This is a genomic window from Flavobacterium sp. MR2016-29, from assembly GCF_015350695.1.
Lineage (GTDB): Bacteria > Bacteroidota > Bacteroidia > Flavobacteriales > Flavobacteriaceae > Flavobacterium.
Map to the genome: position 1 here is coordinate 604,626 of NZ_JADKPU010000002.1, position 24,922 is coordinate 629,547.

General features: G+C 33.8%; 21 protein-coding genes. 15 read left to right on the forward strand and 6 right to left on the reverse strand.

Annotation, left to right across the window (positions count from 1 at the left end):
- The first annotated feature begins 112 nt into the window (after positions 1 to 112).
- From IR010_RS08545 to IR010_RS08565, 5 genes are all read left to right on the forward strand, one after another.
- A complete protein-coding gene (locus IR010_RS08545) occupies positions 113 to 538 on the forward strand; it encodes a DUF805 domain-containing protein (protein ID WP_194567391.1) in 426 nt (141 codons plus the stop codon).
- Positions 539 to 560: 22 nt separating this feature from the next.
- Positions 561 to 839, forward strand: a complete 279-nt coding sequence (locus IR010_RS08550; protein WP_029271093.1) for a TM2 domain-containing protein — start codon at positions 561 to 563, stop codon at positions 837 to 839.
- Positions 840 to 926: 87 nt separating this feature from the next.
- On the forward strand, positions 927 to 1,190 hold the full coding sequence (locus IR010_RS08555) for a TM2 domain-containing protein (RefSeq protein ID WP_194567390.1): 264 nt from the start codon (positions 927 to 929) through the stop codon (positions 1,188 to 1,190).
- Positions 1,191 to 1,394: 204 nt separating this feature from the next.
- Positions 1,395 to 1,640, forward strand: a complete 246-nt coding sequence (locus IR010_RS08560) for a TM2 domain-containing protein (protein ID WP_194567389.1) — start codon at positions 1,395 to 1,397, stop codon at positions 1,638 to 1,640.
- 70 nt (positions 1,641 to 1,710) lie between these two features.
- Positions 1,711 to 2,073, forward strand: coding sequence for a DUF805 domain-containing protein (locus tag IR010_RS08565; RefSeq protein ID WP_317174441.1), 363 nt, complete (start codon positions 1,711 to 1,713; stop codon positions 2,071 to 2,073).
- Between the two features lie 148 nt (positions 2,074 to 2,221).
- Here the strand turns inward: IR010_RS08565 and IR010_RS08570 are convergent, their stop codons facing one another.
- A complete protein-coding gene (locus IR010_RS08570; protein WP_029271085.1) occupies positions 2,222 to 4,024 on the reverse strand; it encodes a GNAT family N-acyltransferase in 1,803 nt (600 codons plus the stop codon).
- Between the two features lie 119 nt (positions 4,025 to 4,143).
- Between IR010_RS08570 and IR010_RS08575 the strand changes: the two genes are divergently transcribed.
- The 3 genes from IR010_RS08575 (at position 4,144) to IR010_RS08585 (ending at position 7,217) form a co-directional block, all read left to right on the forward strand.
- Entirely contained in the window at positions 4,144 to 4,905 is a 762-nt protein-coding gene (locus tag IR010_RS08575) for an exodeoxyribonuclease III (protein ID WP_029271083.1), read from the forward strand.
- 76 nt (positions 4,906 to 4,981) lie between these two features.
- Positions 4,982 to 5,926, forward strand: a complete 945-nt coding sequence (locus IR010_RS08580) for an OmpA family protein (RefSeq protein ID WP_194603065.1) — start codon at positions 4,982 to 4,984, stop codon at positions 5,924 to 5,926.
- A 253-nt stretch (positions 5,927 to 6,179) separates the two neighbouring features.
- The gene (locus tag IR010_RS08585) at positions 6,180 to 7,217 is read left to right on the forward strand and encodes an aldo/keto reductase (RefSeq protein ID WP_194603068.1); all 1,038 of its coding nucleotides are present in this window, start codon (positions 6,180 to 6,182) and stop codon (positions 7,215 to 7,217) included.
- Between the two features lie 131 nt (positions 7,218 to 7,348).
- On the opposite strand, the gene IR010_RS08590 is transcribed toward IR010_RS08585, so the two are convergent.
- The 5 genes from IR010_RS08590 to panC form a co-directional block, all read right to left on the reverse strand.
- A complete protein-coding gene (locus tag IR010_RS08590; protein ID WP_194567386.1) occupies positions 7,349 to 9,313 on the reverse strand; it encodes a transglycosylase domain-containing protein in 1,965 nt (654 codons plus the stop codon).
- A 19-nt stretch (positions 9,314 to 9,332) separates the two neighbouring features.
- Positions 9,333 to 10,694, reverse strand: a complete 1,362-nt coding sequence (gene radA, locus IR010_RS08595) for a DNA repair protein RadA (protein ID WP_029271076.1) — start codon at positions 10,692 to 10,694, stop codon at positions 9,333 to 9,335.
- Positions 10,694 to 11,848, reverse strand: coding sequence for an alpha/beta hydrolase (locus IR010_RS08600; RefSeq protein ID WP_029271074.1), 1,155 nt, complete (start codon positions 11,846 to 11,848; stop codon positions 10,694 to 10,696). Before IR010_RS08600 ends, radA begins: the two co-directional genes overlap by 1 nt.
- Before the next feature lie 199 nt (positions 11,849 to 12,047).
- Positions 12,048 to 12,398, reverse strand: coding sequence for an aspartate 1-decarboxylase (panD, locus tag IR010_RS08605; RefSeq protein ID WP_029271072.1), 351 nt, complete (start codon positions 12,396 to 12,398; stop codon positions 12,048 to 12,050).
- Between the two features lie 14 nt (positions 12,399 to 12,412).
- Positions 12,413 to 13,291, reverse strand: coding sequence for a pantoate--beta-alanine ligase (panC, locus tag IR010_RS08610; RefSeq protein ID WP_194567382.1), 879 nt, complete (start codon positions 13,289 to 13,291; stop codon positions 12,413 to 12,415).
- 78 nt (positions 13,292 to 13,369) lie between these two features.
- Here panC and IR010_RS08615 point away from each other — a divergent pair, with 78 nt between their 5' ends.
- From IR010_RS08615 to IR010_RS08645, 7 genes are all read left to right on the forward strand, one after another.
- Complete coding sequence (locus IR010_RS08615; RefSeq protein WP_029271069.1) at positions 13,370 to 14,176, forward strand: glycogen/starch synthase; 807 nt, start codon at positions 13,370 to 13,372, stop codon at positions 14,174 to 14,176.
- Between the two features lie 21 nt (positions 14,177 to 14,197).
- Positions 14,198 to 15,868, forward strand: coding sequence for a DUF4270 domain-containing protein (locus tag IR010_RS08620; RefSeq protein ID WP_194603070.1), 1,671 nt, complete (start codon positions 14,198 to 14,200; stop codon positions 15,866 to 15,868).
- 9 nt (positions 15,869 to 15,877) lie between these two features.
- Entirely contained in the window at positions 15,878 to 17,728 is a 1,851-nt protein-coding gene (glmS, locus tag IR010_RS08625; protein ID WP_029271065.1) for a glutamine--fructose-6-phosphate transaminase (isomerizing), read from the forward strand.
- 303 nt (positions 17,729 to 18,031) lie between these two features.
- Complete coding sequence (locus IR010_RS08630) at positions 18,032 to 20,845, forward strand: TonB-dependent receptor (protein WP_194567377.1); 2,814 nt, start codon at positions 18,032 to 18,034, stop codon at positions 20,843 to 20,845.
- 96 nt (positions 20,846 to 20,941) lie between these two features.
- Positions 20,942 to 22,501, forward strand: a complete 1,560-nt coding sequence (locus tag IR010_RS08635) for a lipase (RefSeq protein ID WP_029271061.1) — start codon at positions 20,942 to 20,944, stop codon at positions 22,499 to 22,501.
- A 236-nt stretch (positions 22,502 to 22,737) separates the two neighbouring features.
- Positions 22,738 to 24,249 carry a F0F1 ATP synthase subunit beta gene (gene atpD, locus IR010_RS08640; protein ID WP_026984148.1) on the forward strand — a complete coding sequence of 504 codons (1,512 nt, stop codon included), beginning with the start codon at positions 22,738 to 22,740 and terminating at the stop codon, positions 24,247 to 24,249.
- A gap of 81 nt (positions 24,250 to 24,330) precedes the next feature.
- Positions 24,331 to 24,612 (forward strand): F0F1 ATP synthase subunit epsilon, encoded by a 282-nt coding sequence (locus tag IR010_RS08645; protein WP_029271058.1) that lies wholly within the window; start codon positions 24,331 to 24,333, stop codon positions 24,610 to 24,612.
- Positions 24,613 to 24,922: the final 310 nt, after the last annotated feature.

Consider the following 24,922-nt stretch of genomic DNA (forward strand, 5'->3'; position numbering starts at 1 on the left):
TTTTAAGATTATTTTTTTTTAATATTGTTGTGATTTTTTTAACAAAATTTTATAAAAGGAGCAACCGAAAATCCTAAAAAGAGTAGGGATTAACTAAATAATTTTCTTAATTATGATTGAATGGTACAAAACGGCACTTTTTGAGAACTATGCAAATTTTACAGGAAGAGCTAGAAGAAGCGAATACTGGTATTTTCGTTTAGCAACTGCAGTTATTTTCTTCTTGTTTATCATATTATCAGTGATTATATATGCTGTTACTGATAATGGTCCTTTGGCTGTAGGTTTAGGATTTGGACTTTTAGCTCTTTATTCTCTTTTGACATTCATTCCATCATTGTCTGTTACAGTTCGAAGAATGCACGATATTGGTAAAAGCGGCTGGACATTTCTTGTAGCTTTAATTCCATTAGCTGGCCCAATTTGGCTGTTGATTTTGCTTTTAACTGAAGGAGATTCTGGTGAAAACTATTATGGGGCAGATCCAAAAAGTGAAATAGAAGAAATTAATGAAATCGGAAACGTTGAATTACAATAATTAAATTAATAAATAACTAAAAATGGAAACTACCAAACAAGAAGCTTGGAACACCCCAGCAGGACCAAAACAAGAGAATAAAAAAGTATTAGCAGGAGTTCTTGCTTTAATTTTTGGATACTTAGGAATTCATAAATTTATATTAGGATATACTCAAGAAGGGATAATTCAATTAGTAATAAGTATTGTTACTTGTGGCCTTGGAGGTATAATCGGATTTGTTGAAGGAATTATCTATCTGACAAAATCAGATGAAGAATTCTACCAAACATACCAAGTAGGTAAAAAAGGCTGGTTCTAAAACATATAAATCCCGTTCATCATGTGAACGGGATTTTTTTTAATATTGATTTACTTCCCATTATAAATTTAATTTAAAAATAAGAATATGGAAAATACACAATCAGAGTTTGGAAATACCAAGCAAGAAAATAAAAAAGTGGTTAGCGGAATCTTTGCAATTTTATTAGGCGTATTTGGAATTCATAAATTTTATTTAGGTTATACGAAAGAGGGCGTTATTCAACTCATCTTGGGTTTTATTTGCGGAATAGGGGCTGTTATTGGCCTTATTGAAGGAATTATTTACCTTACAAAATCAGATGAAGAGTTTTACGAGACTTACCAAGTTGGCAGAAAACCTTGGTTTTAAAATATTATAAATCCCATTCGATAGAGTGGGATTTTTTTTTGAATGTATCTGTTTTAAAATTGCCTTTTTTTAATATAACACTGGCTTATTGTGGGATATTAAGGTTTTTTAGATTTATAATTTCGCACGAAATTTCAAGGATGTATTTCTTGAATAAAGCATACTAAGCTTTAAAACACAATTATAAATTTATAAATCAATAAAATGGAAAACGGAAAAGCAGAGAACAAAAAAGTAGTTGCAGGAGTTCTAGGAATTTTATTAGGATCATTTGGAGCTCATAAGTTTTATTTAGGGTATAAAAAAGAAGGGATTATTCAGCTTATTGTAAGTATGGTAACTTTCGGGCTTGGAGGTCTTGTTGGAGTAGCTGAAGGAATAATCTATTTGACTAAATCTGATGATGAATTTTATCAAACGTATCAAGCGGGTAAAAAGCCTTGGTTCTAAAACAAAAAATCTCATTTTCAAATGAGATTTTTTTTATAAAATATTGTCAAATTAATAGCAAATAATAATTATGATTAAATGGTACAAAAAAGTAGTTTTTGAAAACTATGCAAATTTTAAAGGACGAGCAAGAAGAAGTGAATATTGGTATTTTGGCCTGGCTGGTCTTTGCATTTTGATTTCTTTTTTGGTAATTGGAGGCCTAATTGGAGCAATTTTAAACGGCAAGGTTGGAGCTGGCAACGGAATTGCCTTAGGTTATATTTGTTTTACGGTTTATTCGTTAGCAGTTATGATACCAAATTTAGCAGTTCTTGTTAGAAGATTACATGATATTGGTAAAAGTGGCTGGTTTTTTCTAATTGCTTTTATTCCTTTTGGTGCAATTGTTCTCTTGGTTTTTTTTGGCAACAGAAGGAACAAGAGGCTCTAATCAATATGGTACAGATCCTAAAAACCAATTTGAAGAAATTAATGAAATTGGAATCGAATAACTCCAATTAGTTTTAAATAAAAATTGTAATAAAAAATCCCATTCTCGTACGTGAATGGGATTTTTTAATTTTATATAAGGCATTTACTTAATCTTCCTTCTCGGATAATTTACGCTCTAATTCTATTTGAAATTCTTCGATAACAGGTTTCATTGTGCTTTCGGGAATATCGGCGATTCTAATGTACATCAAACCGTCAATCGCGTTATTAAACAAAGGATCAACGTTAAAAGCTACAACACGCGCATTTTGCTTGATGTACTTTTTGATTAAAACCGGTAAACGTAAATTTCCTGGTTCTAATTCGTCAATAATTTTGTCAAATTTATTTAAGTCTGATTCTGCTTCATCGAAGATAAAGTCTTTATCTGCATCTTTCAATTTTACTTTATAGGCTTTTTTCGGATGAATGTATTGCGCAATATACGGATCGTAATAATTTGATTTCATGAATTCAATCATCAATGATTTAGAGAAATCAGAAAATTGGTTGCTGATACTAACACCGCCTAATAAATACTTATGTTCCGGATAACGTAAAGTAGTATGAATAATACCTTTCCATAACAAGAATAAAGGCATTGGTTTTTGTTGATAGTCCTTGATGATAAAAGCTCGGCCCATTTCGATCGATTTATGCATCATATCATGCAGTTCAGGCTCGAATCTAAAAAGATCGTTCAAATAGAAACCTTCGATTCCGTATTTTGGATAAATTTCAGAACCTAATCCCATGCGGTAAGCACCGGCAATTTTTTTGGTTTCATCATCCCATAAAAACATATGGTGGTAATATTGGTCAAATTTATCTAAATCAATAGATTCATTTGTCCCTTCACCAACTTCACGAAAAGTGATTTCGCGTAGACGGCCAATTTCATGCAACACATTTGGAATCGATTTTGCTCCCGCAAAAAATACTTCATAGTTTTTGCTTTGCAATAAACGGCAATCACTGCCTCTTAATGCATCAACTTCAGCAATCATTTGTGTTTCGTTGGCTGGGGTTGCAATTTTTTTAGGTGCTTTCGGAATTTTTAAGCTTGCTGTATCAATTAGCTTGGTATCCTTTTCAAAAGGATTTGCCAGCATGTAGGTTTTCTTTCTTAAAAACTCTGAATATTCTTCAAATGATTCGATTTCGTTTTGCTCGTTCACAGAAATTGGTTTTCCAATACGAACTTTAATTACACGGTCTCTTTGTGTAAGTAATTCTGATGGTAATTTTGCCGTACGCAAAGTATCATCAATTTTAGAAAGCCAATAAAATAATCTGCTGTTTTTAGCATGAAAATAAATAGGAACAACTGGAACTTTTGCTTTGCGAATTAGCTTCAAAGCACCTTCTTCCCAAGGTTTATCTACAACAAGTTTTCCGTCTTTATAAGTCGAAACTTCTCCAGCAGGGAAAATTCCCAATGGTTTTCCGTCACTTAAATGGCGTAAAGTTTCTTTAATTCCAACAACGCTAGATTTTGCATCCTTATGATTTTCAAAAGGATTAACAGGCATGATGTATTTTTTAAGCGGAACAATTCGGTGTAATAAAAAGTTAGCAATAATCTTGAAATTGGGTTCTCTTTCAAGCATTAATTTCAAAAGTAATATACCATCAATTCCTCCAAGTGGATGATTTGAAATGGTAATATATGCGCCATCTTTAGGTAAACGTTTTAAATCTTCTTCAGGAATTTCAAATTTGATTTCCATCTCATCTAAAATCCCGTTTAAAAAAGCGACGTCTTCTAAATGTTTATTATGATCGTAAATTTTATTAAGGGTAGAGATCTTAAGAACCTTCATAAGAATCCAGCCTGAAAAAGTACCAAAAACTCCGTACTTATCAACATTTATTGCCTTTGCAACTTCTTTCGCGGTAACTAAACCCATGTACTATTTTTAATTTATTAGAGCAGCGAACAAAGATAACAAAAAACTCTACTTTTCGTTGATTCAAACACAAACTTTCCACTTTTTTATTACATTTGGAATCCTAAAAAAAAACTGTAATGAAAATTATTTCTTATAATGTGAACGGAATTCGCGCCGCGATTTCTAAAGGTTTTATAGAATGGCTGCAACATGCAAATCCAGATGTAATTTGCCTTCAGGAAATAAAAGCGACTCAAGAGCAAATTCCTGTCGACGATATTACTGCTGCCGGATATCCGTACCAATATTATTATCCTGCGACAAAAAAGGGCTACAGTGGCGTGGCTATCTTATCTAAAATAAAACCGAACAACATTGTTTACGGAACAGGAATTCATCATATGGATTTTGAAGGCCGTAATCTTCGTGCTGATTTTGATGATTGTTCTGTAATGAGTTTATACCTTCCGTCAGGAACAAACATTGAAAGATTAGATCATAAATTTATGTTTATGGATGATTTTCAGACATATGTTAACGAACTGAAACTAACAATTCCGAATTTGATTATCTGTGGTGATTATAACATCTGCCATGAAGCGATAGATATTCATGATCCGGTCCGAAATAAAACCGTTTCTGGGTTTTTGCCGCAAGAGCGCGCTTGGTTAGACAGTTTTATGAAATCTGGCTTTGTCGACAGTTTTCGTCATTTTAATAAAGAACCGCATCAGTATTCTTGGTGGAGTTACCGTGCTGGAGCCAGAGGAAATAATAAAGGGTGGCGTATCGATTATAATTTAGTAAGCGATTCGATGCAGCACAGATTAAAACGTGCCGTTATCCTTCCAGACGCTGTACATTCAGATCATTGTCCGGTTTTGGTTGAGATTGAGTAAAGTTTGGTACTGTTCTTGCTGAAAGAATATCAATTTAAATTCGAAATTATACCCCAAATAAAAACCAAAAAGTAAAATGATTAAAAAAGCCTCTATCGGAATGCTAGTTTTAGCTTTGTCTATGACTTCTTGCGTATCCAAAAAAATTTACAACGATCTTGAAACAAAATATTCAGATCTAAAAAAAGAAAATCGTTCGCTTGCTGATCAAAACGCAGATTTAGATAAAGCAAAAAATCAATTAGAATTAGATCGCGATAAATTAACCAAAGATTTAGTCAGTACAAAAGATGACCTTGCTAAGCAAAAAGCTGATTTAGCTGCTGAGCAAAAGAAATACAAAGTATTGCAGGATTCTTATAATGCGTTAGAGAAAAACAGTAACGATGCATTAGAAAGCAATATGGCTAAAAACCGAGATTTGTTAGCACAGTTAGAAGCAAAATCTAAAAAATTAGCAGAAGAGCAAGCACGTTTAGATAAAACAGCAAGCCGCTTAAACGAACTTGAAGCTATGATTGCTGCAAAAGAAGAAGCAATGCGCAAACTAAAAGAAACTTTATCTAAAGCTTTAAATGGTTTTGAAGGAAAAGGTCTTACCGTGGAACAAAAAAACGGAAAAGTATATGTTTCTATGGAAAATAAATTGCTTTTCAATTCAGGTAGTTGGGCAGTTGGTGTTGAAGGTAGAAAAGCTGTTGTAGAATTAGGAAAAGTTTTGGGTGATAATCCAGATCTTTCAGTTCTTATTGAAGGACATACAGATGATGATCCTTACGCAGGTTCTGGACCAATTGCTGATAACTGGGATTTGTCAACTAAAAGAGCTACAGCGATTGTAAATATTTTAGGAGAAAACAAAAAAATCAACAAGCAAAAATTAACTGCAGCAGGACGAAGCGAATATTCTCCACTTGCCAGCAATGCAACTCCAGAAGGAAAAGCCAAAAACCGCAGAATCGAAATCATCTTAACACCAAGATTAGATGAAATCGCTGAGATGCTTAATAGTATTAATTAAGAGGCTAAGTTTCTGAGATACCAAGTTTCTAAGATTTAAAAAGGCGCAAAGTTTTATTTTGCGCCTTTTCTTATTAATAAAAATCAAACTTAGAGTCTTAGCAATTTAGAAACTTCGTACCTCAAAAAAAACTTGTGGTTTTTTTAACTTTTGTCAAATTTTCATTTGAGTATAGCATCGTATCTTTGAAGCTTATAAAACAAAGAAAAAAAACTTAGAATCTTAGTCACTTAGAAACTTAGCTGCTTAGAAAATGAAATACACAACTTTACCCAATACAGATATAAAAGTTAGTAAAATATGTCTTGGAACTATGACTTTCGGACAACAAAATACAGAAGCTGAAGGTCATGCTCAAATGGATTATGCACTTAAAAAAGGTGTAAACTTTTTTGATACAGCCGAAATGTACTCTGTTCCGGCAAATGAAGCAACTTATGGAAGTACAGAAAAGATCATAGGAACTTGGTTTAAGAAATCAGGAAATCGTGAAAAAATAGTTTTGGCTTCTAAAATTGCAGGTCCAAATGCTAATTTTGGCTATATGCGCGAAAAACTGGATTTCTCTCCAACAAGTATTAAATATGCCGTTGAAAACAGCTTAAAACGCCTTCAAACAGATTATATCGACTTATATCAGATGCATTGGCCAGAGCGTAAAACCAATTGTTTTGGACAAAGAGCTTTTACTGGTTTTGAGGATTCTTGGCAAGATAATTTCAGAGAAGTTCTTGAAACTTTCGACGGCTTGATTAAAGAAGGAAAAATTAAACATATTGGTGTTTCAAATGAAAATTCTTGGGGAATGATGCGCTTTTTAGAAGAAAGCAAATACCAAAATCTTCCAAGAATTAAAACCGTTCAAAATCCATATAATTTATTGAATCGTCTTTTTGAAGTAAATTCTGCAGAAGTTTCAAAATATGAAAATGTTGGTTTGTTGGCTTATTCTCCTTTGGCTTTTGGAACTTTGACGGGTAAATTTTTAACTGGCGATGAACATCCAAATGCGAGAATTAATCTTTTTCCGCAATATACACGTTACGCAAGCGAACAATGTACGGAAGCAACAAAATTGTATCAGGAAATCGCTCATAAACACGGATTAACGTTAACACAGTTGGCAATGGGTTTTGTTTTACAGCAACCGTTTTTGACAAGTGCGATTATTGGAGCAACAACTTTGGAACAATTAAAAGAAAATATTGACACAATTGACGTTGTGCTTTCTAAAGAAATTATAGCTGAAATCAATAAAGTACAAGCTGTAATTCCTGATCCAGCGCCGTAGTTAAAGATTTAGAATAAATATTAATTCCACAAATTTTCACGGACTAATCTGTGTTAATTTGTGGAATTTTTTTATTTAAAGATTTGCTTTCTGAATTATAGAAGAGTTAGTGAAATCTGTTTTATTAAAATTTACAAATCAAATTCTTCTCCTATAGACAAAGAATCGTTTTTAACCGCAGTTGAATCTGGAGCTTTTATTCTGATTAATGAACGTGCATTTCCAGAAATGTAAACTGGCAATAACCCAATCGTGTCTTCAGGAATTAAAAGTCCTCGGCGAAACATTAAGTTTCTTAAGAATTTTTGATTCTTGATGGCATAATCTTTCAAATTACCTTGATCATTAAACTGATACATGAATTTTCTCGGTTTCGGAATAATCGTTGCCAAAAATAAACATTCATCTACGTTTAAAGCCGAAGGACTTTTTTGAAAATAAAAATGACTCGCTTCACCAATTCCGTACACATTTGGTCCCCATTCGATAATATTGAAATAAACCTCAAGCATTCTTTCTTTGCTTACAATTCGGTTGTTTTCTAAAATGTAGACTAAAAGAATTTCTTCAAGCTTTCGCGAAAGCGTTTTTTCACGCGTTAAAAATACGTTTTTAATCAGCTGCATGCTGATTGTGCTGGCACCGCGTGAGAATTTTTTGGTTCTGATATTCTTAAGAATAGATTGTTTAAAAGCTTCATTGATAAAACCTCGATGCGAAAAGAACGAAGGGTCTTCTGTAGTTAAAACACATTTTCTCAAATAAGGTGAGATCTGGTCTAAAGGCGTGTAATTCGGATTTGCATTTCCAACCAAAATTGGGCGCTGCAAAACGTTTTGAATTATGGCGCGATAAACAAATTCACCATTTAATTTATTTAAATCGGCTTCGCCATATTTGGTGATTCTTAAATCTTCCTTATTCAATTTGCTATCGAAAACCAAATTATTGGGTTTGTTTTTGTTGAATTTGAAATCTAATTTATAATCAAAATTTCCGGTAGCCTGCATACCTTGAAAATGAGTAAATAAACCGTCTGGCAATGAAACAATAAATTCCTGCGCCAACATTTTTGGGATATTGACTTTTAAAGTGTAAACGGTGTCTTTTTCTGTGTTGTAAGAAACATATGGATGCAGTTTAATCTTGTTCAACTGTACAGTTGATGTGCTGTCGATGGAAATAAAATCATCTCCCAATAAAAATCGATAATCAAAACGTGCATTTTTGATGACTACATCTTTACTTGCAATTTTTGGGTGATTGATTTTAAGATTCGCGATAGAAGTGTAGCCGTCTATATGAAGTTCGCTTCCGTCTTTTTCGATGTTTTCGACATTTAAGCGAATGGAATCAAAACTTGCTTTTAGGTTATAACGTTCATCTAAATACGGAACACGAATTGCGCCAGTATCTAAATTAAAGAAACGAATATCAGCTTTTTTATTTCTTGGGTCAGCAAATCCTTTTATGTTCCAGCGCTGATCAAAATTTTTGCTCTGAACATGAAGATTGGTTTCGAGCTGTTTGTTGTCTAAAACAAGTTTATTTACTGCGATAGAGGTTTTTTTGCCGTTATCATCAATTCTGAAATTTAGGTTTTCCAATTTCATATCGGTCGGAACCAAATTCAATAATTTTGAAATGATTCTGTACGCAAAAGTGGCGTATTTTCGTTTTTCATTACTATCAGTATCAGCTTTGTCTCTTTTTAAAAAAGCATCGAAATTTCGAACTTTTCCTTTTTTAACCAGTTGAATGTAGCCGTTGTTAACTTTTAAAGTTCCAACTTGTACATCGCCAATCAGTAAATTTGCTAAGCTGATACTGGTTTCAATTTTTTGAATATGAAAAAGGGTATCAGCGTTTTTTGGAACCAGTATGACATCGGTCAATTTAATTCCGGATAAACCACTAAATGAAGCCGATTTTACAGAAAAATCACTGTTATAATCTACAGCCATTTTGTGGGTTACTTTAGCAATTGCCTGTTTTAAAAGCGAATCACGAAAAAAGTAAAGTCCAACACAAAGCAAGATAAATATCAGGGCAAATATTTTTAGTGCTTTGAATATTTTTTGTTTAGGAAAAGTCATAAAGTAGGTTTGTAAAAAATTAACCAAATAAAATACTGGCAACATCTTCAATTTTAGCTACAAGCTCAATTTTGATTCCGGTATTTTTTAAGGCAATTTTATTGTACTTAGATACAAATATAGTGGTGAATCCTAGTTTTTCTGCTTCTTGAATGCGCTGGTCAACTCGGTTTACAGGACGAATTTCACCTGAAAGTCCGACTTCGCCCGCAAAGCAAAATCCTTTAGTAACTGGAATATCTTCGTTTGAAGATAAAATTGCAGCAACAACAGCCAAATCAATCGCTGGATCATCAACAGAAATCCCGCCTGTTACGTTTAGGAAAACATCTTTTGCACCTAAACGAAAACCAGCTCTTTTTTCTAAAACAGCCAAAATCATGTTTAATCTTTTAGCATTATAGCCAGTTGTGCTCCTTTGTGGCGTTCCGTAAACCGCTGTACTTACTAAGGACTGTATTTCGATCATTAACGGACGCATACCTTCCATGGTTGTAGCAATTGCAGTTCCCGACATTTCTTCGTCTTTATGCGAAATCAATATTTCTGACGGATTGCTTACTTCACGTAAACCGCTTCCTAACATTTCATAAATTCCCAATTCAGCTGTAGAGCCAAAGCGGTTTTTTAACGATCGCAAAATGCGGTAAACGTGATTTCGATCGCCTTCAAATTGTAAAACGGTATCGACCATATGTTCCAGAATTTTTGGTCCGGCGATGTTTCCGTCTTTCGTAATATGTCCAATTAAAATAACCGGAATATTGGTTTCTTTAGCAAATTTTATTAATTCAGCAGTTGTTTCTCTAATTTGAGAAATACTTCCGGCGGTCGATTCGATATAATCAGTATGCAAAGTCTGAATCGAATCTATGATCACAATTTCAGGCTGAATTGCTTCAATCTGTTTAAAAATATTTTGCGTTTTAGTCTCCGTAAGAATATAGCAGTTGTCGCTGTTTGGTGTGATTCTTTCGGCACGCATTTTTATTTGCTTCTGACTTTCCTCACCAGAAACATATAAAGTTTTATAAGGTAATTTTAATGAAATTTGAAGCAAAAGTGTACTTTTTCCAATTCCTGGTTCACCGCCTAAAAGTGTTAGAGATCCTGGAACGATACCGCCTCCTAAAACACGATTCAATTCGCCGTCGGTCGTGTCCATTCTGACTTCTTGAGCCGAATCAATTTCGTTAATTTTTAAAGGTCTTGGTGCTTTGTTTGCTGGAGTTGGTTCACTTTTCCAGGCTACTTTTTCTTGTTTCTGAATAATTTCTTCAGCAATAGTATTCCATTCTTTGCAGGCATTGCACTGTCCTTGCCATTTGGCATATTGAGTTCCGCAATTTTGACAAAAAAAGGAAGTTTTAACTTTTGACATTATTTAGTTTTTTTTGAAAGTGTATTCATTTCGTCGATTTTCTCATACATTAAATCCTTATTCAAATCTCCGATTGGCTCCATTTGAGAAGCATTCTGATATTTTTTTGAAGCATGTTTTGGATCACCCATTTTTTCATACATCAATCCCAATTCATATTCTCCCAACATCGCTTTTGGATAGTTTACATTTCCAATTTCGGCCATTTTTCCTAATTCGTCATAGGCATTTTTCTTCAAAATAAGATTTTCAATTACTTTGAAATCACTCATACGAACCGGAATCTGAACTCCCATAACCTTAGACATCGTATTGTATTTATTTTCTAAATAATCTGCATAACCAGATTCAAGAATCGCAATTTTATCGTTGTATTCTGCAGAATTAATTGGTCTGTAAATTTCAAAAATTTGATACAAAGCACTCGGAATAGAGTGTAAAACCTCTGTATAATGTGTTGTGTTTTTGAATACATCATACTTATAATTCACTAACGGATTATTTGCGATTTTAATATTGCTGTCTAATTTTTCTATCGGTTCTTTTATTTTTTTGATGTCGCCATCGCCTACAGATAGGTAGTAAAAGAAAGGCTCTTCGACTTTAGCAAATTTCTCTGGAATTCGAACTTCCATTTTAGGAGCAAGTTCTGGGCTCAAGCAGATGTATGCGTTAAAAAGAGGTTTTTCTTTGTATAAATAAAAGTTGATAAAACTCGCGGTAATATCATGACCCGCAATAATGCGAAATGGAGTTGTGCGGTATTTTTTTTCAATATAAGGAACTAATTCGCCTCCAATAAATTCAAAAAACGATGCCCCTTTTTCAAAAGGAAGTCCAGTATTTTGGTCGATAGTAGTATCATCATAACGTTCTCCATCTTTATTTTGATGAACTCCAATGATAATCATCTCAGGCAAATCATCCCAATAAGCACCATAACTGATAGCTCCAGAAAAAGGATCAAATAAATAATCACCGTCTAATAAATAAATAACAGGATATTTTTTTTCAGGATTAGCTTCATAAGACGCAGGAAGTCCGATGGTTATTCTTCTTTCTTCTCCAAGTTTTTCAGATTTGATGTTGTCGAATTTTTTCTGAGCAAAAGCAGAAATAGAGATTAAAATAAATAGCAGGTAAACTTTTTTCATGATTTGTGGCATTTCAGTGAATTAAAAAGTATTGAAATAGTGTAGCAATATAATACTTTATTTGCTTTTTTCTTACAATGAGATTTTAAAAAGCAATGAAGTTTCAACTTAAAATCTATTTAATTTTAGGCAAAGGCAATGTTCTTTGTTCAAAAATAATTTTGACAAATCTTAGAAGAGTATAAAAATAAAAATAAGGTTAGGTTAACGAATTATCGTCTTCATTAGGAAAAATGATCCATGGTTTGAAGGTTTTTGCTTCTTCAAAATCAAGGGTTGCATATGAGATAATGATAATAATATCGTCTTTTTGAACTTTCCTAGCAGCTGGACCATTCAGTGTGATATCACCTGAATTTTTTTCTCCTTTGATAGCATAAGTTTCAAAACGTTCGCCATTATTAATGTTAACAATAGATACTTTTTCGCCTTCAATAATATTTGAGGCTTCTAGTAAAGTTTCATCAATAGTAATACTGCCAATATAATTTAAATCAGCTCCAGTTACTTTTACACGATGAATTTTTGATTTTATAACTTGAATTTGCATGTTGCAAAGGTAAATTAATTTAATGAAATGGTATCAATCAACCTTATAGAATTAACAAATACCGCTATAAACGCACGGTAATTTTTGTCTTTACTTTTATGATCGATAGGTAATAATGTAGATTCGTCAGCAATTACGAAATATTCGAGCTCAAATTTTTTGTTGTCTTTAAAAGAATTTTCTACAAATTCGATCGTTTCTTGAGGGCTTTTGGTTTGAAATATTTCTTTTGCTTCCGTTAATGTTTTGTAGATTATCGCGGCTTCTTTACGTTCTTCCTGAGTTAATCGTTCATTTCTAGAACTCATCGCCAGTAGATTTTCTTCTCTGTAAATAGGACATCCAACAACATTTACGGGCAAATGGTTTTTCTCAACCATTTTCTTTACAATTTGCAGCTGTTGAAAATCTTTCTCGCCAAAATAGGCATTTGTAGGGGTAACGATTTCAAATAGCCTTTTTACGATGGTGCCAACGCCGTTAAAATGTCCTGGTCTGAATTTTCCTTCCATTTGGTTTTCTAATCCATCAAAATCAAATGATTGCGAAATAGTGTGCCCTTCATATATATCTTCTACAGAAGGTGCATATAAAATTATTTTGTCACTTAAACCTCGCATTTTTTTCACATCTTCTTCAAGTGTTCTTGGGTATTTTTCGAGGTCTTCAGGATTGTTAAATTGAGTTGGATTTACAAAAATACTTACAACAGTATCGTCGTTTTCTTTAAGTGATCGCTGCATTAAAGCCAAATGCCCTTGGTGTAAAGCGCCCATTGTTGGTACAAATCCGATCGTGGAATTTGCAGTTTTGATAGTTTTCAAATAGGCTATCAAAGCTACTTTACCGTAGAAAATATGCATGGCAGTATTATTAAAATTTAGTGCAAACATAATATATTAGTTATAAACTGCATAAAATTTTGTAATTTTGCGACGTTTTTATTACCAAAAATTAAGTAAAATACTATTATGAAAGATAAGAGGATATTATACGTATCATCTGAAGTCGTGCCTTATTTGGCTGAAAATGAGGTTTCTTTAATGTCTTATGACGTTCCAAAAATGATTAACGATCAAGGAGGTCAGATAAGAATTTTCATGCCCAGATATGGAAATATCAACGAAAGAAGACACCAGTTACATGAAGTGATCAGGCTTTCAGGAATGAATTTGGTAGTGAATGACTTAGATATGCCATTGATTATTAAGGTAGCTTCAATTCCGAAAGAAAGAATTCAGGTTTACTTTATCGATAATGATGAATATTTTAAGCGTAAAGCAACTTTTGCTGACGAAGAAGGTGTTTTATATCCTGATAATGATGAGAGAGCAATATTTTTTGCAAAAGGAGTTGTTGAAACAGTGAAAAAATTGAATTGGGTTCCTGATATAATTCATGTTCACGGTTGGCTGGCTGCAATGTTGCCAATTTATATGAAACACTATTATAAAAATGAAGCTTTATTTTCTGAAACTAAAATTGTGACGTCTGTTTACGGTCAGTCTTTCGATGAAAATTTAGATTTAGAAATGATAAATAAGGTTAAATTTGATGGAGTTCCTCATGATTCTATTGCTGATTTAGAAACGCCTAATTACGAAAATATCCTCAAGGCTAGTATATTACATTCTGATGCTGTGATTATAGCGTCTGAAAACGTATCCCCAAGTTTAACAAAATTTATAGAATCTTCAGGAAAACCTTTTTTACCTTTCGCCACGAAAGATGCATTCGCTGAAGCGTATACAAATTTCTATAAAAGTATGGGTCTTTAAATTTTAACTTTATTATTAAACATGTATAATACTTCTTTTATTAAGAAAATTCTAATAGTTGCAACAGTTGTTCTTTTATATTCTTGCGATAAAGATTTTAATGCGATTGGTGATGATTTAATCGGAGATAATCATTTTGGTTTGACGCCAGAAAATTACGATGTGCTTGCATATAATCAAGAAGTAACTCCAATTCAATCAAATGGATTGCCAATTAATGCTTTGGGTATATACGATAATCCTGTTTTTGGTACAACAACAGCAAATTATAATACACAAGTAGCTTTGAGTGAATATGCTCCAACAATTGGTGATGCACCAGAAATAGAGAGTGTAGTTTTGAGTGTGCCTTATTTTAGTCATATCACCGCTGCAGACCCAAAAGGAGGTAGTGTATATGCCTTAGATTCTATTTTTGGAGATCCAAAAGGGAAGATTAAATTAAGTGTTTACGAATCTGGTGTTCAAACACGTGCAAGTTATTTTGATACAGGTAATCAATTGGCACAATTGTACTATACTGATGAAAATGCTAATTTTGATAATTTCAAAAAAACGTTATTAAATGACGGAAAAGCTTCTGAAAACACTGAATTTTTCTTTGATGCTGCACAAAAAATTGACTCAACTGTAGATGCAACAACAAAAAAAGTAACGGTAACCTATTCTGCGCCAGAAATGCGTTTGCATTTAAATAATGCATTTTTTCAAGCTAAAATTTTAAATGCGCCTGCTTCAAAATTATCTTCTGCAGATGTTTTTCAAGAATATTTTAGAGGATTGTATTTTAAAGTTGAAAAATCTGGCAGCAATACAAGCAATATGGCATTGATTGATTTTGCGAAAAGCGGAAAAGTTACAATAAAGTATAAAGCTAGAACGGCAATTACTACTGATCCTGAAGCTACAATGGAGGATAAAACTTTAGTGCTTACTTTAACAGGGAGTACGGTAAACTTGCTTCAAGATGCAAAAAATGCTGTCTATGATAATGCAATAAAAAATCCAAATGTTACAGAAGGAGATGATAGGCTTTATTTAAAAGGAGGTCAAGGTTCTGTTGCGGTTATTGATCTTTTTGATAAAACAGATTTAATAGGATACAACAGCGATGGTGTGTTGCAAAATGCCCCAAACGGTGTTTCAGACGCATTAGATGAAATTAGAAATAACGTTACAACTAAAAAATGGTTGGTTAACGAAGCTAATCTTGTTTTTTATATCGATTCAGACAATATGTCAAAAGCAGATCCAGTAACTAAGTTATTAGCTGATGAACCAAAAAGAGTTTATTTGTATGATTTAACTAATAATCTTCCTTTGATAGATTATTCTGACGGAACTTCGGGGGTTTTAACTCCAACAGATCCAAAATCTACTAAATATGTTTTTGGCGGTATTATTGATATTGATGCTACTACAAAACGAGGAAAGACATATAAGGTAAGAATAACAAATCACGTTCGAAATCTTGTAAAAGACGCTACAGCAGTTAATGTTAAACTAGGTTTAGCTGTTACGCAAGATATCAGTATTATTGCTTCAAATAAATTAAAAGCGAAAAACAGCGTTATTTCTGAAGCGCCAAGAGGCTCAGTAATTAGTCCGGCAGGGACAATCTTGTATGGAGGAAAATCTTCTGCAGGAGATAAAAAACTGAAACTTGAAATTTACTACACGAAACCAAATTAATAAATATATATGTGTGGAATTGTTGGATATATCGGTCATAGAGAGGCGTATCCTATTGTTATCAAGGGATTAAAGCGACTCGAGTACAGAGGATATGATAGCGCCGGTGTTATGTTGTTTGACAACGAAGCTGGGGTAAAACTTTGTAAAACAAAAGGTAAAGTTTCGGATCTTGAGGCTAAGGCAAAAGACAATTTTACAACAAATGGAACTATAGGAATTGGACATACACGTTGGGCAACTCATGGTGTTCCGAATGATGTAAACTCGCATCCTCATCTTTCTAATTCTGGTGAATTGGTAATTATTCACAACGGAATTATTGAGAATTATGCACCGCTTAAAGAAGAATTAAAAAAAAGAGGTTATACTTTTAAATCTGATACGGATACAGAAGTTTTAGTAAACTTAATTGAAGAAGTTCAGAAAAAAGAAAATATTAAACTTGGTAAAGCGGTTCAAATTGCTTTAAACCAAGTTGTAGGAGCATATGCAATTGCTGTTTTTGATAAAAAAAATCCAAATGAAATTGTTGCAGCAAGATTAGGAAGCCCGTTAGCTATTGGTGTTGGTGAAGGAGAATATTTTATTGCTTCAGATGCTTCGCCTTTTATTGAATATACTGCAAATGCAATTTATCTTGAAGATGGTGAAATGGCAAACATTAGATTGCATAAGCCTCTTAAGGTTAGAAAAATAAAAGACGACTCGTTAGTAGATCCTTATATCCAAGAGCTTCAAATGAATTTGGAGCAAATTGAAAAAGGCGGTTACGACCATTTTATGCTAAAAGAAATCTACGAACAGCCAAGTGTAATTAAAGATACTTACAGAGGAAGACTTCATGCAAATGAAGGAATAGTTCAGATGGCAGGTGTTGAGGATAATCTTGAAAAATTTCTTAACGCTGATAGAATTATTATTGTTGCTTGTGGTACTTCATGGCACGCAGGTTTAGTTGCAGAATACATTTTTGAGGAGTTTACTCGTATTCCTGTTGAAGTAGAATATGCTTCTGAATTTAGATACAGAAACCCAATCATTAATAAAAACGATGTTGTAATTGCTATTTCTCAATCAGGAGAAACTGCAGATACAATGGCGGCTATTAAATTGGCTAAAGAAAACGGAGCATTCGTTTTTGGAGTTTGTAACGTTGTTGGTTCGTCTATCTCTAGAGAAAGCCATGCAGGTGCTTACACACATGCAGGACCAGAAATTGGAGTAGCTTCAACTAAAGCTTTTACAACTCAAATCACAGTGTTGACTATGATCGCTTTGAGATTAGGAAAAGCAAAAGGAACTTTATCAAATACAGATTTTCATACTTATTTGCAAGAATTAGAGATAATTCCCGAAAAAGTAGCTGAGGCATTAGAAACTAACGACAGAGCAAAAGAAATTGCTGCAGCTTTTAAAGATGCGCCAAACTGTTTGTACTTAGGTCGTGGATATAATTTTCCAGTAGCTCTTGAAGGAGCCTTAAAGCTTAAAGAAATTTCATATATTCACGCTGAAGGTTATCCTGCAGCCGAGATGAAACACGGTCCGATTGCTTTAATTGATGAACATATGCCCGTTATTGTAATTGCACCTAAACAAGGTCACTACGATAAAATTGTAAGTAATATTCAAGAGATTAAATCAAGAAGCGGTAAAATTATTGCCGTTGTTACTAAAGGAGATACACAAGTTCGTGAATTAGCTGATTATGTAATCGAAATTCCAGAAACTTCAGATGCTTTATCTCCATTAATTACGACTATACCATTGCAATTACTTTCTTACTATATTGCTGTAATGAGAGGTTGTAATGTAGATCAGCCTCGTAACTTGGCAAAGTCTGTTACGGTAGAATAATATATGTAAACATACAAATGTTAAAAAAGCGAGATTTAGGTCTCGCTTTTTTTTATTGTCATATTTTTTTTCTAACCCCTGTATTTTTATTGAATCCTCATTTTTTTTCTTAAATTTTATATGTATGCATACTATTTAAGATTTGAAAAGGTTTGTTGTTGCCGTTAGTTTAATAAAAGTCAATGTGAAAAAGTTAAAATACTAACTAAAAAGATGCGTATTATTAATTTTTTTTAACGTTTTTTTATTAATATTAAAATTATTTGTATTTTGGCTAGATAAACTAACCAAAAACTAACCAAAATGAGAGTGTATTTACTAATTATGTTGTTTTTCTGCGGAGTTTCCTTTGCGCAGAACACAATTACTGGTTCTGTTACCGATAGTAACAAACAATCTATTCCTGGTGCGAATGTTAATGTAGTTGGAAGTTCAACAGGAACTTCAACTGACTTTGATGGCACATTTAAATTAAGTACTACCGCGAAGCCGCCTTTTACAATTAAAGTATCGGCAGTGGGTTTTGAAACTAAAACGATTAGTATTACATCGCTGAATCAAAAAGTTGATGTGATTCTAAAAGATGAAGAAACAAAACTGGATGAAATCGTAGTTTCTGCTTCAAGAACTCCAGAAAGAGTAATTGAATCGCCAGTTACAATTGAGAGGATGGGAATTCAGGAAATTAAAAATACTACGGCAGCTACTTTTTATGATGGATTAGAAAACCTTAAAGAGGTCCATTTTAATACCAGCAGTATTTCATTTAAATCGATTAATACCCGTGGTTTTGCTTCTGTGGCCAATACTCGTTTTATGCAATTGGTTGATGGAATGGATAACTCGTCACCAGCACTAAACTTTGTACTAGGTAACTTAATTGGTATATCGGATATTGATGTGGCTAATGTGGAGCTTTTGCCTGGAGCATCTTCTGCACTTTACGGAGCAAATGCTTTTAACGGTATAATGTTTATGAACAGTAAAAGTCCTTTTACAAATGAAGGAATTAGTGTTTACTACAAATATGGCCAGACTACTCAAAATGCAGCTGGAACAAATGATTACAATGATTTTGGAATTAGAGCAGCAAAAGCATTTACACAGCATTTTGCCTTAAAAGCCAACTTTACTTATATGGAGGCAACTGAATGGATTGCTGCTGATACAAGAAGTATGACTGGAGGTTCTGTTGGGCATGCAATGAATCAAAATTATGATGGATTAAATATTTACGGAGACGAGGTTACTACTTTTATTCCAAATGTTGGACAAGTAAGCAGAACTGGATACCGTGAACAAGATTTAACAGATAACAAGGTTAAAAATGTCAAAGCCGATTTTTCTGCACATATCAAACCTTTTAATGATAGTGAGACAGAAGTTATCTTGCAATATAAAATTGGGTTAGGTAGTACAATCTATCAAGGAGCTAATAGATATGCGCTGAAAGGCTTTATGATGCAACAAGGAAAAATTGAAGTAAAAGGAAAGAACTTTTTCGTTAGAGCATATGCTACAGATGAAGATGCAGGAAATTCATACGATATGAGATTTGCAGCATGGAATGTTAATAGAGCAGCAAAATCTGATACAAACTGGTTTACTGATTATGGAAGATCTTTTCAATTGTCTTCTGCTGTACTTGGACTTAATGCAAATGACGCCGCAAATTATGCTAGAAACTTCGCAGATTATAATGTTTCGCCAGGTTTAAATTTGGTGCCAAATACCGATCCTAATAATCCTAGTGCTCCAAGATCGGCTAGATTTGAGCCGGGTTCTCCTCAATTTAAAACTGCTTTATCAACTGTAGTTTCTAATCCTGATTTAACTCAAGGGGCTAAATTTATTGATCACTCAAAATTATACCATACAGATGTGAATTATAATTTTAGAGATATTATTAAATGGGCTGAAATTCAAGTTGGTGGTTCTTGGAGAAAATACATAATGGATTCTGAAGGAACTATCTTTACAGATTATGATGGTCCTATTGATTATAAAGAATACGGCGCTTACGGACAATTGACTAAAAAATTCATGGAAGATAGATTGAAATTCACAGGATCTTTACGTTATGATAAAAGTCAAAACTTTGATGGAAAAATTTCACCAAGAGTTTCATTCGTTTATTCTGCTGGAGAGTCTAAAAGACATAACTTCAGATTGTCTTACCAAACAGGTTTCCGTAATCCAACAACGCAAGATCAGTATATTGGTTTAGATTTAGGTCCATTTGCTTTGATTGGTTCAGCTCCTGAAAATTTAGATCGTTTTCAAGAAACTGTAAATGTAAGTGCTGCAGGTCAGGCAGTAGCTGGGCAACCTGCAACTATCGCGATGTCTGGTCAAAATGCATATCATAACGCTTATACTGTGGCTTCTGTTCAGGCTTTTGCTGCTTCTGCAAATCCAGCAGATCTTAAAGTTGCGAATATTGGATTGGTAAAACCGGAGCAAGTTCAAGCTTTTGAAGTTGGGTATCGGTCAGTAGTTCAAAATGATTTGTCAATCGATTTGAATGCTTATTATAATATTTATAATGATTTCATGAATACGGCGAGAGTAATATCTCCTTATTACGGAACAGTAGGTACAGATTCTTCTAATCCTGCAGTACAGCAAACTTATCAAGCGTTAGCATTTGGTGACAGAAGAGTTTATCAAGTTTATACGAATACCACAGCTCAAATTTCTTCTTTTGGTTTTGGAGTTGGTTTATCTAAAAAAGTGTATAAAGATTTTGAGGTAGGAGTTAATTATAACTATGCGCAATTTGACTTTGATCAATCAGAAGATCCAAGTTTTGTGGCTGGATTTAATACGCCTAAACACAGGATTAAAGCGTCACTTGGTAATGCTAAAGTGATCAAAAATTTAGGTTTTAATGTAAATGTGAGATGGAATACAGAATATTTATGGCAATCTTCTTTCGGAGACGGAATGATTCCAGAAAATACTGTTCTTGATGCTCAAATTAATTATGCTTTTCCAAAACTTAAATCAGTACTTAAAGTTGGGGCAACTAATCTTTTTGGATCAGATTATCTTCAAGTGATTGGAGCTGGAGCAATTGGCCAAATGTGGTTTGCTTCTTGGACAATCAATCCATAATTAAAAGCATTTAATTGAATGAAGCAGGTTTTTCTTTCTTTTTTTATTATTCAATAAAAGTAAAATGAAAGAAGTATTAATTTTAAACTTAATGACATGAAAAAAAATATAAAATGGCTTTTATTGGTTTCTTTAACCTTTATGGCATGTAATAATGATGAAAGTGATGCGCCGGTAGAGGTGCCTGTTGTTCCTGGATCAGCAGTTTTTACAAAATATGTGGCGCTCGGAGATTCTTTTGCTGCGGGTTATAGTGATAATGCGCTGTTTAAAAAAGGCCAAGAAGGAGCTTATACTAATATTTTGGCACAGCAATTTGTTGCTGCCGGCGGAGGTGCTTTTGCAACTCCGTTTATGAATGATAATATTGGTGGTTTGCTTGTAGGAGGAAAGGTTGCGGCGGGAACACGTTTGTATTTCAACGGAGTTGGACCGGTAAATGTTTCGGGTACACCAACTACTGAAGTGACAGCGCATCTTACAGGTTCGTTTGGTAATTTAGGTGTTCCGGGTGCTAAGAGTTTTCATTTATTAGCCGCAGGTTATGGTAATGTGGCTGGATTGGCAACAGGAGCTTCAAATCCTTATTTTGTTCGATTTGCCAGTGCGCCTTCAACAACAGTTTTGGCTGATGCGGTAGCGCAGAATCCGACTTTTTTCTCTTTATTTATTGGTGGAAATGATGTTTTAGCTTATGCAACTTCTGGTGGAATTGGAAAAGACCAAACAGGAAATGCAAATCCAGCGACTTATGGAGGAAACGATATTACAGATCCAGCAGTTTTTGCAAGTGTTTACAATAATTTGGTTACAGGTCTAACTTCGAAAGGAGCAAAAGGAGTGGTGGCTAATTTGCCATACATTACAGCTTTGCCTTATTTTACAACTGTTCCTTACAATCCGCTTACGGCTAAATCGCTGGGTGGTGATAATGAAGCAGTGGGTAAAGCAACTATTCAAGCTTTGAATGCACAATTATATGGACCATTAAAACAAGCATTGACTGCGTTTAGTGCAGGAGACAGAATTAATTTGTTGTCTGAAACTGCTGCTAATCCGGTTTTAATAAAAGATGAATCGCTGACTAATTTATCAGCTCAGTTAACGGCTGCATTTACACCAACATTAGGGGCTCAGACTGCGGCTTTTTATGGAGCTGTTTTTGGACAGGCAAGACAAGCTAAAGCTACAGATCTTGTAGTTTTGCCAACAAGAACTGCAATTGGTGCTGCGCCAGTGGCTGAGGATTCTGGTCTTGGAATTGCACCGCCTGCTCCATTAAATAAATTTGGAGTAACTTATCCTTTGCAGGATAAACACGTACTAATTCCGACGGAAATTGCTGAGATTAAAAAAGCAACAGACGCTTATAATGTAACAATCGAAGCCGTTGCCAAAGAAAAAGGTTTGGCTTTTGTTGATACGAGAGCGACTTTAACCCAGTTATCAAGTGGAGGAATTCGATTTGGGAATTTCAGTATGACTTCTACATATGTTACCGGAGGAGCTTTTTCTTTAGATGGAGTTCATCCAAGTGCAAGAGGTTATGGTTTAATAGCAAATATTTTTATAGATGCAATTAACAAACAATACGGTTCGACTTTGCGTCATGTTGATTTGGCTTTATATCCAATTCAATATCCCGCATCTTTATAATAAAGCCAATTTTTTTAGTAAGAAAGTCACGCGTTTCTAAAATGTAGTGGCTTTTTTTATTTTTGCTAAAAAATGCTATTTTCGGTTTTTGAAGCCTGACTTTTAGGAATCAAACAAAATCGTAGTATTTTTTATAAAAAAAATATTGATTTTATATTTTAAAAAATTATCTTTGCGCTCTGAAAAAAGAGGTATTTTCGATAAACCTAAATAGCTATTTAATAAATACATAAGTAATGTCAAAAGTAATAGGAAAAGTTGCTCAAATCATTGGACCAGTAGTTGACGTAGTTTTCAACGGTAAGGATGTTGAACTTCCAAAAATTTATGATTCACTAGAAGTCACTAAAAAAGATGGAACATTATTAGTTCTAGAAGTACAATCTCATATTGGAGAAAACACTGTTCGTACCATTTCTATGGACTCAACAGATGGTTTGTCAAGAGGATATGAAGTAGTTGGAACTGGTAATCCAATCCAAATGCCAATCGGTCCAGATGTATATGGAAGATTATTCAATGTAATTGGAGATGCAATTGATGGTTTAGGAAACTTGCCAAAAACTGGAGAAAACGGTTTGTCTATTCACAGACAAGCTCCTAAATTCGAAGATTTATCAACTTCATCTGAAGTTTTATTCACAGGTATTAAAGTAATCGATTTGATTGAGCCTTATGCAAAAGGGGGGAAAATTGGATTGTTTGGTGGTGCAGGTGTTGGTAAAACAGTATTGATTCAGGAGTTGATCAACAATATCGCAAAAGGTCACGGTGGACTTTCAGTATTCGCAGGAGTAGGTGAAAGAACACGTGAAGGAAATGACTTGCTTCGTGAGATGTTAGAGTCAGGAATTATTAAATATGGTGATGATTTCATGCACTCTATGGAAAATGGAGGATGGGATTTGTCTAAAGTAGATATGCCAGGAATGAGAGAGTCTAAAGCTACTTTCGTTTTCGGACAAATGAATGAGCCTCCTGGAGCTCGTGCACGTGTGGCACTTTCAGGATTATCTATCGCTGAGTATTTCCGTGATGGGGCTGGAACTGATCAAGGTAAAGACGTATTGTTTTTCGTTGATAACATCTTCCGTTTTACACAAGCAGGTTCTGAGGTATCAGCACTTTTAGGTCGTATGCCTTCTGCAGTAGGATACCAACCAACTTTGGCAACAGAGATGGGAGCTATGCAAGAGCGTATTACATCTACAAACAAAGGATCTATTACATCTGTACAAGCGGTTTACGTTCCTGCGGATGACTTAACTGACCCGGCGCCGGCAACAACGTTTGCTCACTTAGATGCTACAACAGTATTGTCTCGTAAAATTGCTGAGTTAGGTATTTATCCTGCGGTTGACCCGTTAGATTCTACTTCAAGAATTTTAACTCCTCAAATTTTAGGAAATGAACACTACGACTGTGCACAAAGAGTAAAAGAAATTCTTCAAAAATACAAGCAATTGCAAGATATTATCGCGATCTTAGGTATGGAAGAATTATCTGAAGAAGATAAATTATCAGTATCTAGAGCACGTCGTGTTCAACGTTTCTTGTCTCAACCTTTCCACGTAGCGGAGCAATTTACAGGTATTCCTGGAGTATTGGTTGATATTAAAGATACTATCAAAGGTTTCAACATGATTATCGATGGTGAATTAGATCATCTTCCTGAAGCAGCTTTCAACTTGAAAGGTTCTATTCAAGATGCTATCGAAGCTGGAGAAAAAATGTTGGCTGAAGCTTAATATAATTATGAATTATGAGTTATAAATTATGAGTTTCAACTCACTTATAACTCATAACTTATAACTCATAACTAAAAAAAAATGATTTTAGAAATAGTATCACCAGAAGCAAAATTATTTTCAGGAGAAGTAACATCTGTTACATTGCCTGGAGTTGATGGAAGCTTTCAAATTTTGAACAATCACGCTCCTATTGTTTCTATTTTAGAAAAAGGAACTATTAAAATTGCAGCTTCAAACTTCAATTTTTCTAAAGAGGTAGCGACTAAATTCAAGAAAGTAAACGATCAGACTTATACATTAGAGATTACATCGGGTACTATCGAGATGAAAGATAATAAAGTAATTGTTTTAGTTGATTAAGACAATTTCAAAATAAATGAAAAAGCCAAACATTATTGTTTGGCTTTTTTTATTTTTAGAGCATGGAAGAAAATCAAAGAGAGGAATTAATTTATGTTTCAAAAAGACCTTTTTGGCACTATTTAATTGCCTTTTTTTTCTATTTTTTATTATCGTTTATGTTTCTTGAAATGGTAGATCTTTTTTATTTAGGAAAGGTTTTATACGGATTAAGATTCACACTTGCTGTTTTAGTGATTTTTATATGTGCAGCTGGATTAACTTTTACTAAAAAAGTATATACAAATACTGACTTAAAAACAGTTCGATT

What these genes read in the sequence shown, in the direction of transcription:
- IR010_RS08545 (WP_194567391.1), top strand. Translation starts at nt 113, where the DNA reads ATGATTGAATGGTACAAAACGGCACTTTTTGAGAACTATGCAAATTTT.
- IR010_RS08550 (WP_029271093.1), top strand. Translation starts at nt 561, where the DNA reads ATGGAAACTACCAAACAAGAAGCTTGGAACACCCCAGCAGGACCAAAA.
- IR010_RS08555 (WP_194567390.1), top strand. Translation starts at nt 927, where the DNA reads ATGGAAAATACACAATCAGAGTTTGGAAATACCAAGCAAGAAAATAAA.
- IR010_RS08560 (WP_194567389.1), top strand. Translation starts at nt 1,395, where the DNA reads ATGGAAAACGGAAAAGCAGAGAACAAAAAAGTAGTTGCAGGAGTTCTA.
- IR010_RS08565 (WP_317174441.1), top strand. Translation starts at nt 1,711, where the DNA reads ATGATTAAATGGTACAAAAAAGTAGTTTTTGAAAACTATGCAAATTTT.
- IR010_RS08570 (WP_029271085.1), bottom strand. Translation starts at nt 4,024, where the DNA reads ATGGGTTTAGTTACCGCGAAAGAAGTTGCAAAGGCAATAAATGTTGAT.
- IR010_RS08575 (WP_029271083.1), top strand. Translation starts at nt 4,144, where the DNA reads ATGAAAATTATTTCTTATAATGTGAACGGAATTCGCGCCGCGATTTCT.
- IR010_RS08580 (WP_194603065.1), top strand. Translation starts at nt 4,982, where the DNA reads ATGATTAAAAAAGCCTCTATCGGAATGCTAGTTTTAGCTTTGTCTATG.
- IR010_RS08585 (WP_194603068.1), top strand. Translation starts at nt 6,180, where the DNA reads ATGAAATACACAACTTTACCCAATACAGATATAAAAGTTAGTAAAATA.
- IR010_RS08590 (WP_194567386.1), bottom strand. Translation starts at nt 9,313, where the DNA reads ATGACTTTTCCTAAACAAAAAATATTCAAAGCACTAAAAATATTTGCC.
- radA (WP_029271076.1), bottom strand. Translation starts at nt 10,694, where the DNA reads ATGTCAAAAGTTAAAACTTCCTTTTTTTGTCAAAATTGCGGAACTCAA.
- IR010_RS08600 (WP_029271074.1), bottom strand. Translation starts at nt 11,848, where the DNA reads ATGAAAAAAGTTTACCTGCTATTTATTTTAATCTCTATTTCTGCTTTT.
- panD (WP_029271072.1), bottom strand. Translation starts at nt 12,398, where the DNA reads ATGCAAATTCAAGTTATAAAATCAAAAATTCATCGTGTAAAAGTAACT.
- panC (WP_194567382.1), bottom strand. Translation starts at nt 13,291, where the DNA reads ATGTTTGCACTAAATTTTAATAATACTGCCATGCATATTTTCTACGGT.
- IR010_RS08615 (WP_029271069.1), top strand. Translation starts at nt 13,370, where the DNA reads ATGAAAGATAAGAGGATATTATACGTATCATCTGAAGTCGTGCCTTAT.
- IR010_RS08620 (WP_194603070.1), top strand. Translation starts at nt 14,198, where the DNA reads ATGTATAATACTTCTTTTATTAAGAAAATTCTAATAGTTGCAACAGTT.
- glmS (WP_029271065.1), top strand. Translation starts at nt 15,878, where the DNA reads ATGTGTGGAATTGTTGGATATATCGGTCATAGAGAGGCGTATCCTATT.
- IR010_RS08630 (WP_194567377.1), top strand. Translation starts at nt 18,032, where the DNA reads ATGAGAGTGTATTTACTAATTATGTTGTTTTTCTGCGGAGTTTCCTTT.
- IR010_RS08635 (WP_029271061.1), top strand. Translation starts at nt 20,942, where the DNA reads ATGAAAAAAAATATAAAATGGCTTTTATTGGTTTCTTTAACCTTTATG.
- atpD (WP_026984148.1), top strand. Translation starts at nt 22,738, where the DNA reads ATGTCAAAAGTAATAGGAAAAGTTGCTCAAATCATTGGACCAGTAGTT.
- IR010_RS08645 (WP_029271058.1), top strand. Translation starts at nt 24,331, where the DNA reads ATGATTTTAGAAATAGTATCACCAGAAGCAAAATTATTTTCAGGAGAA.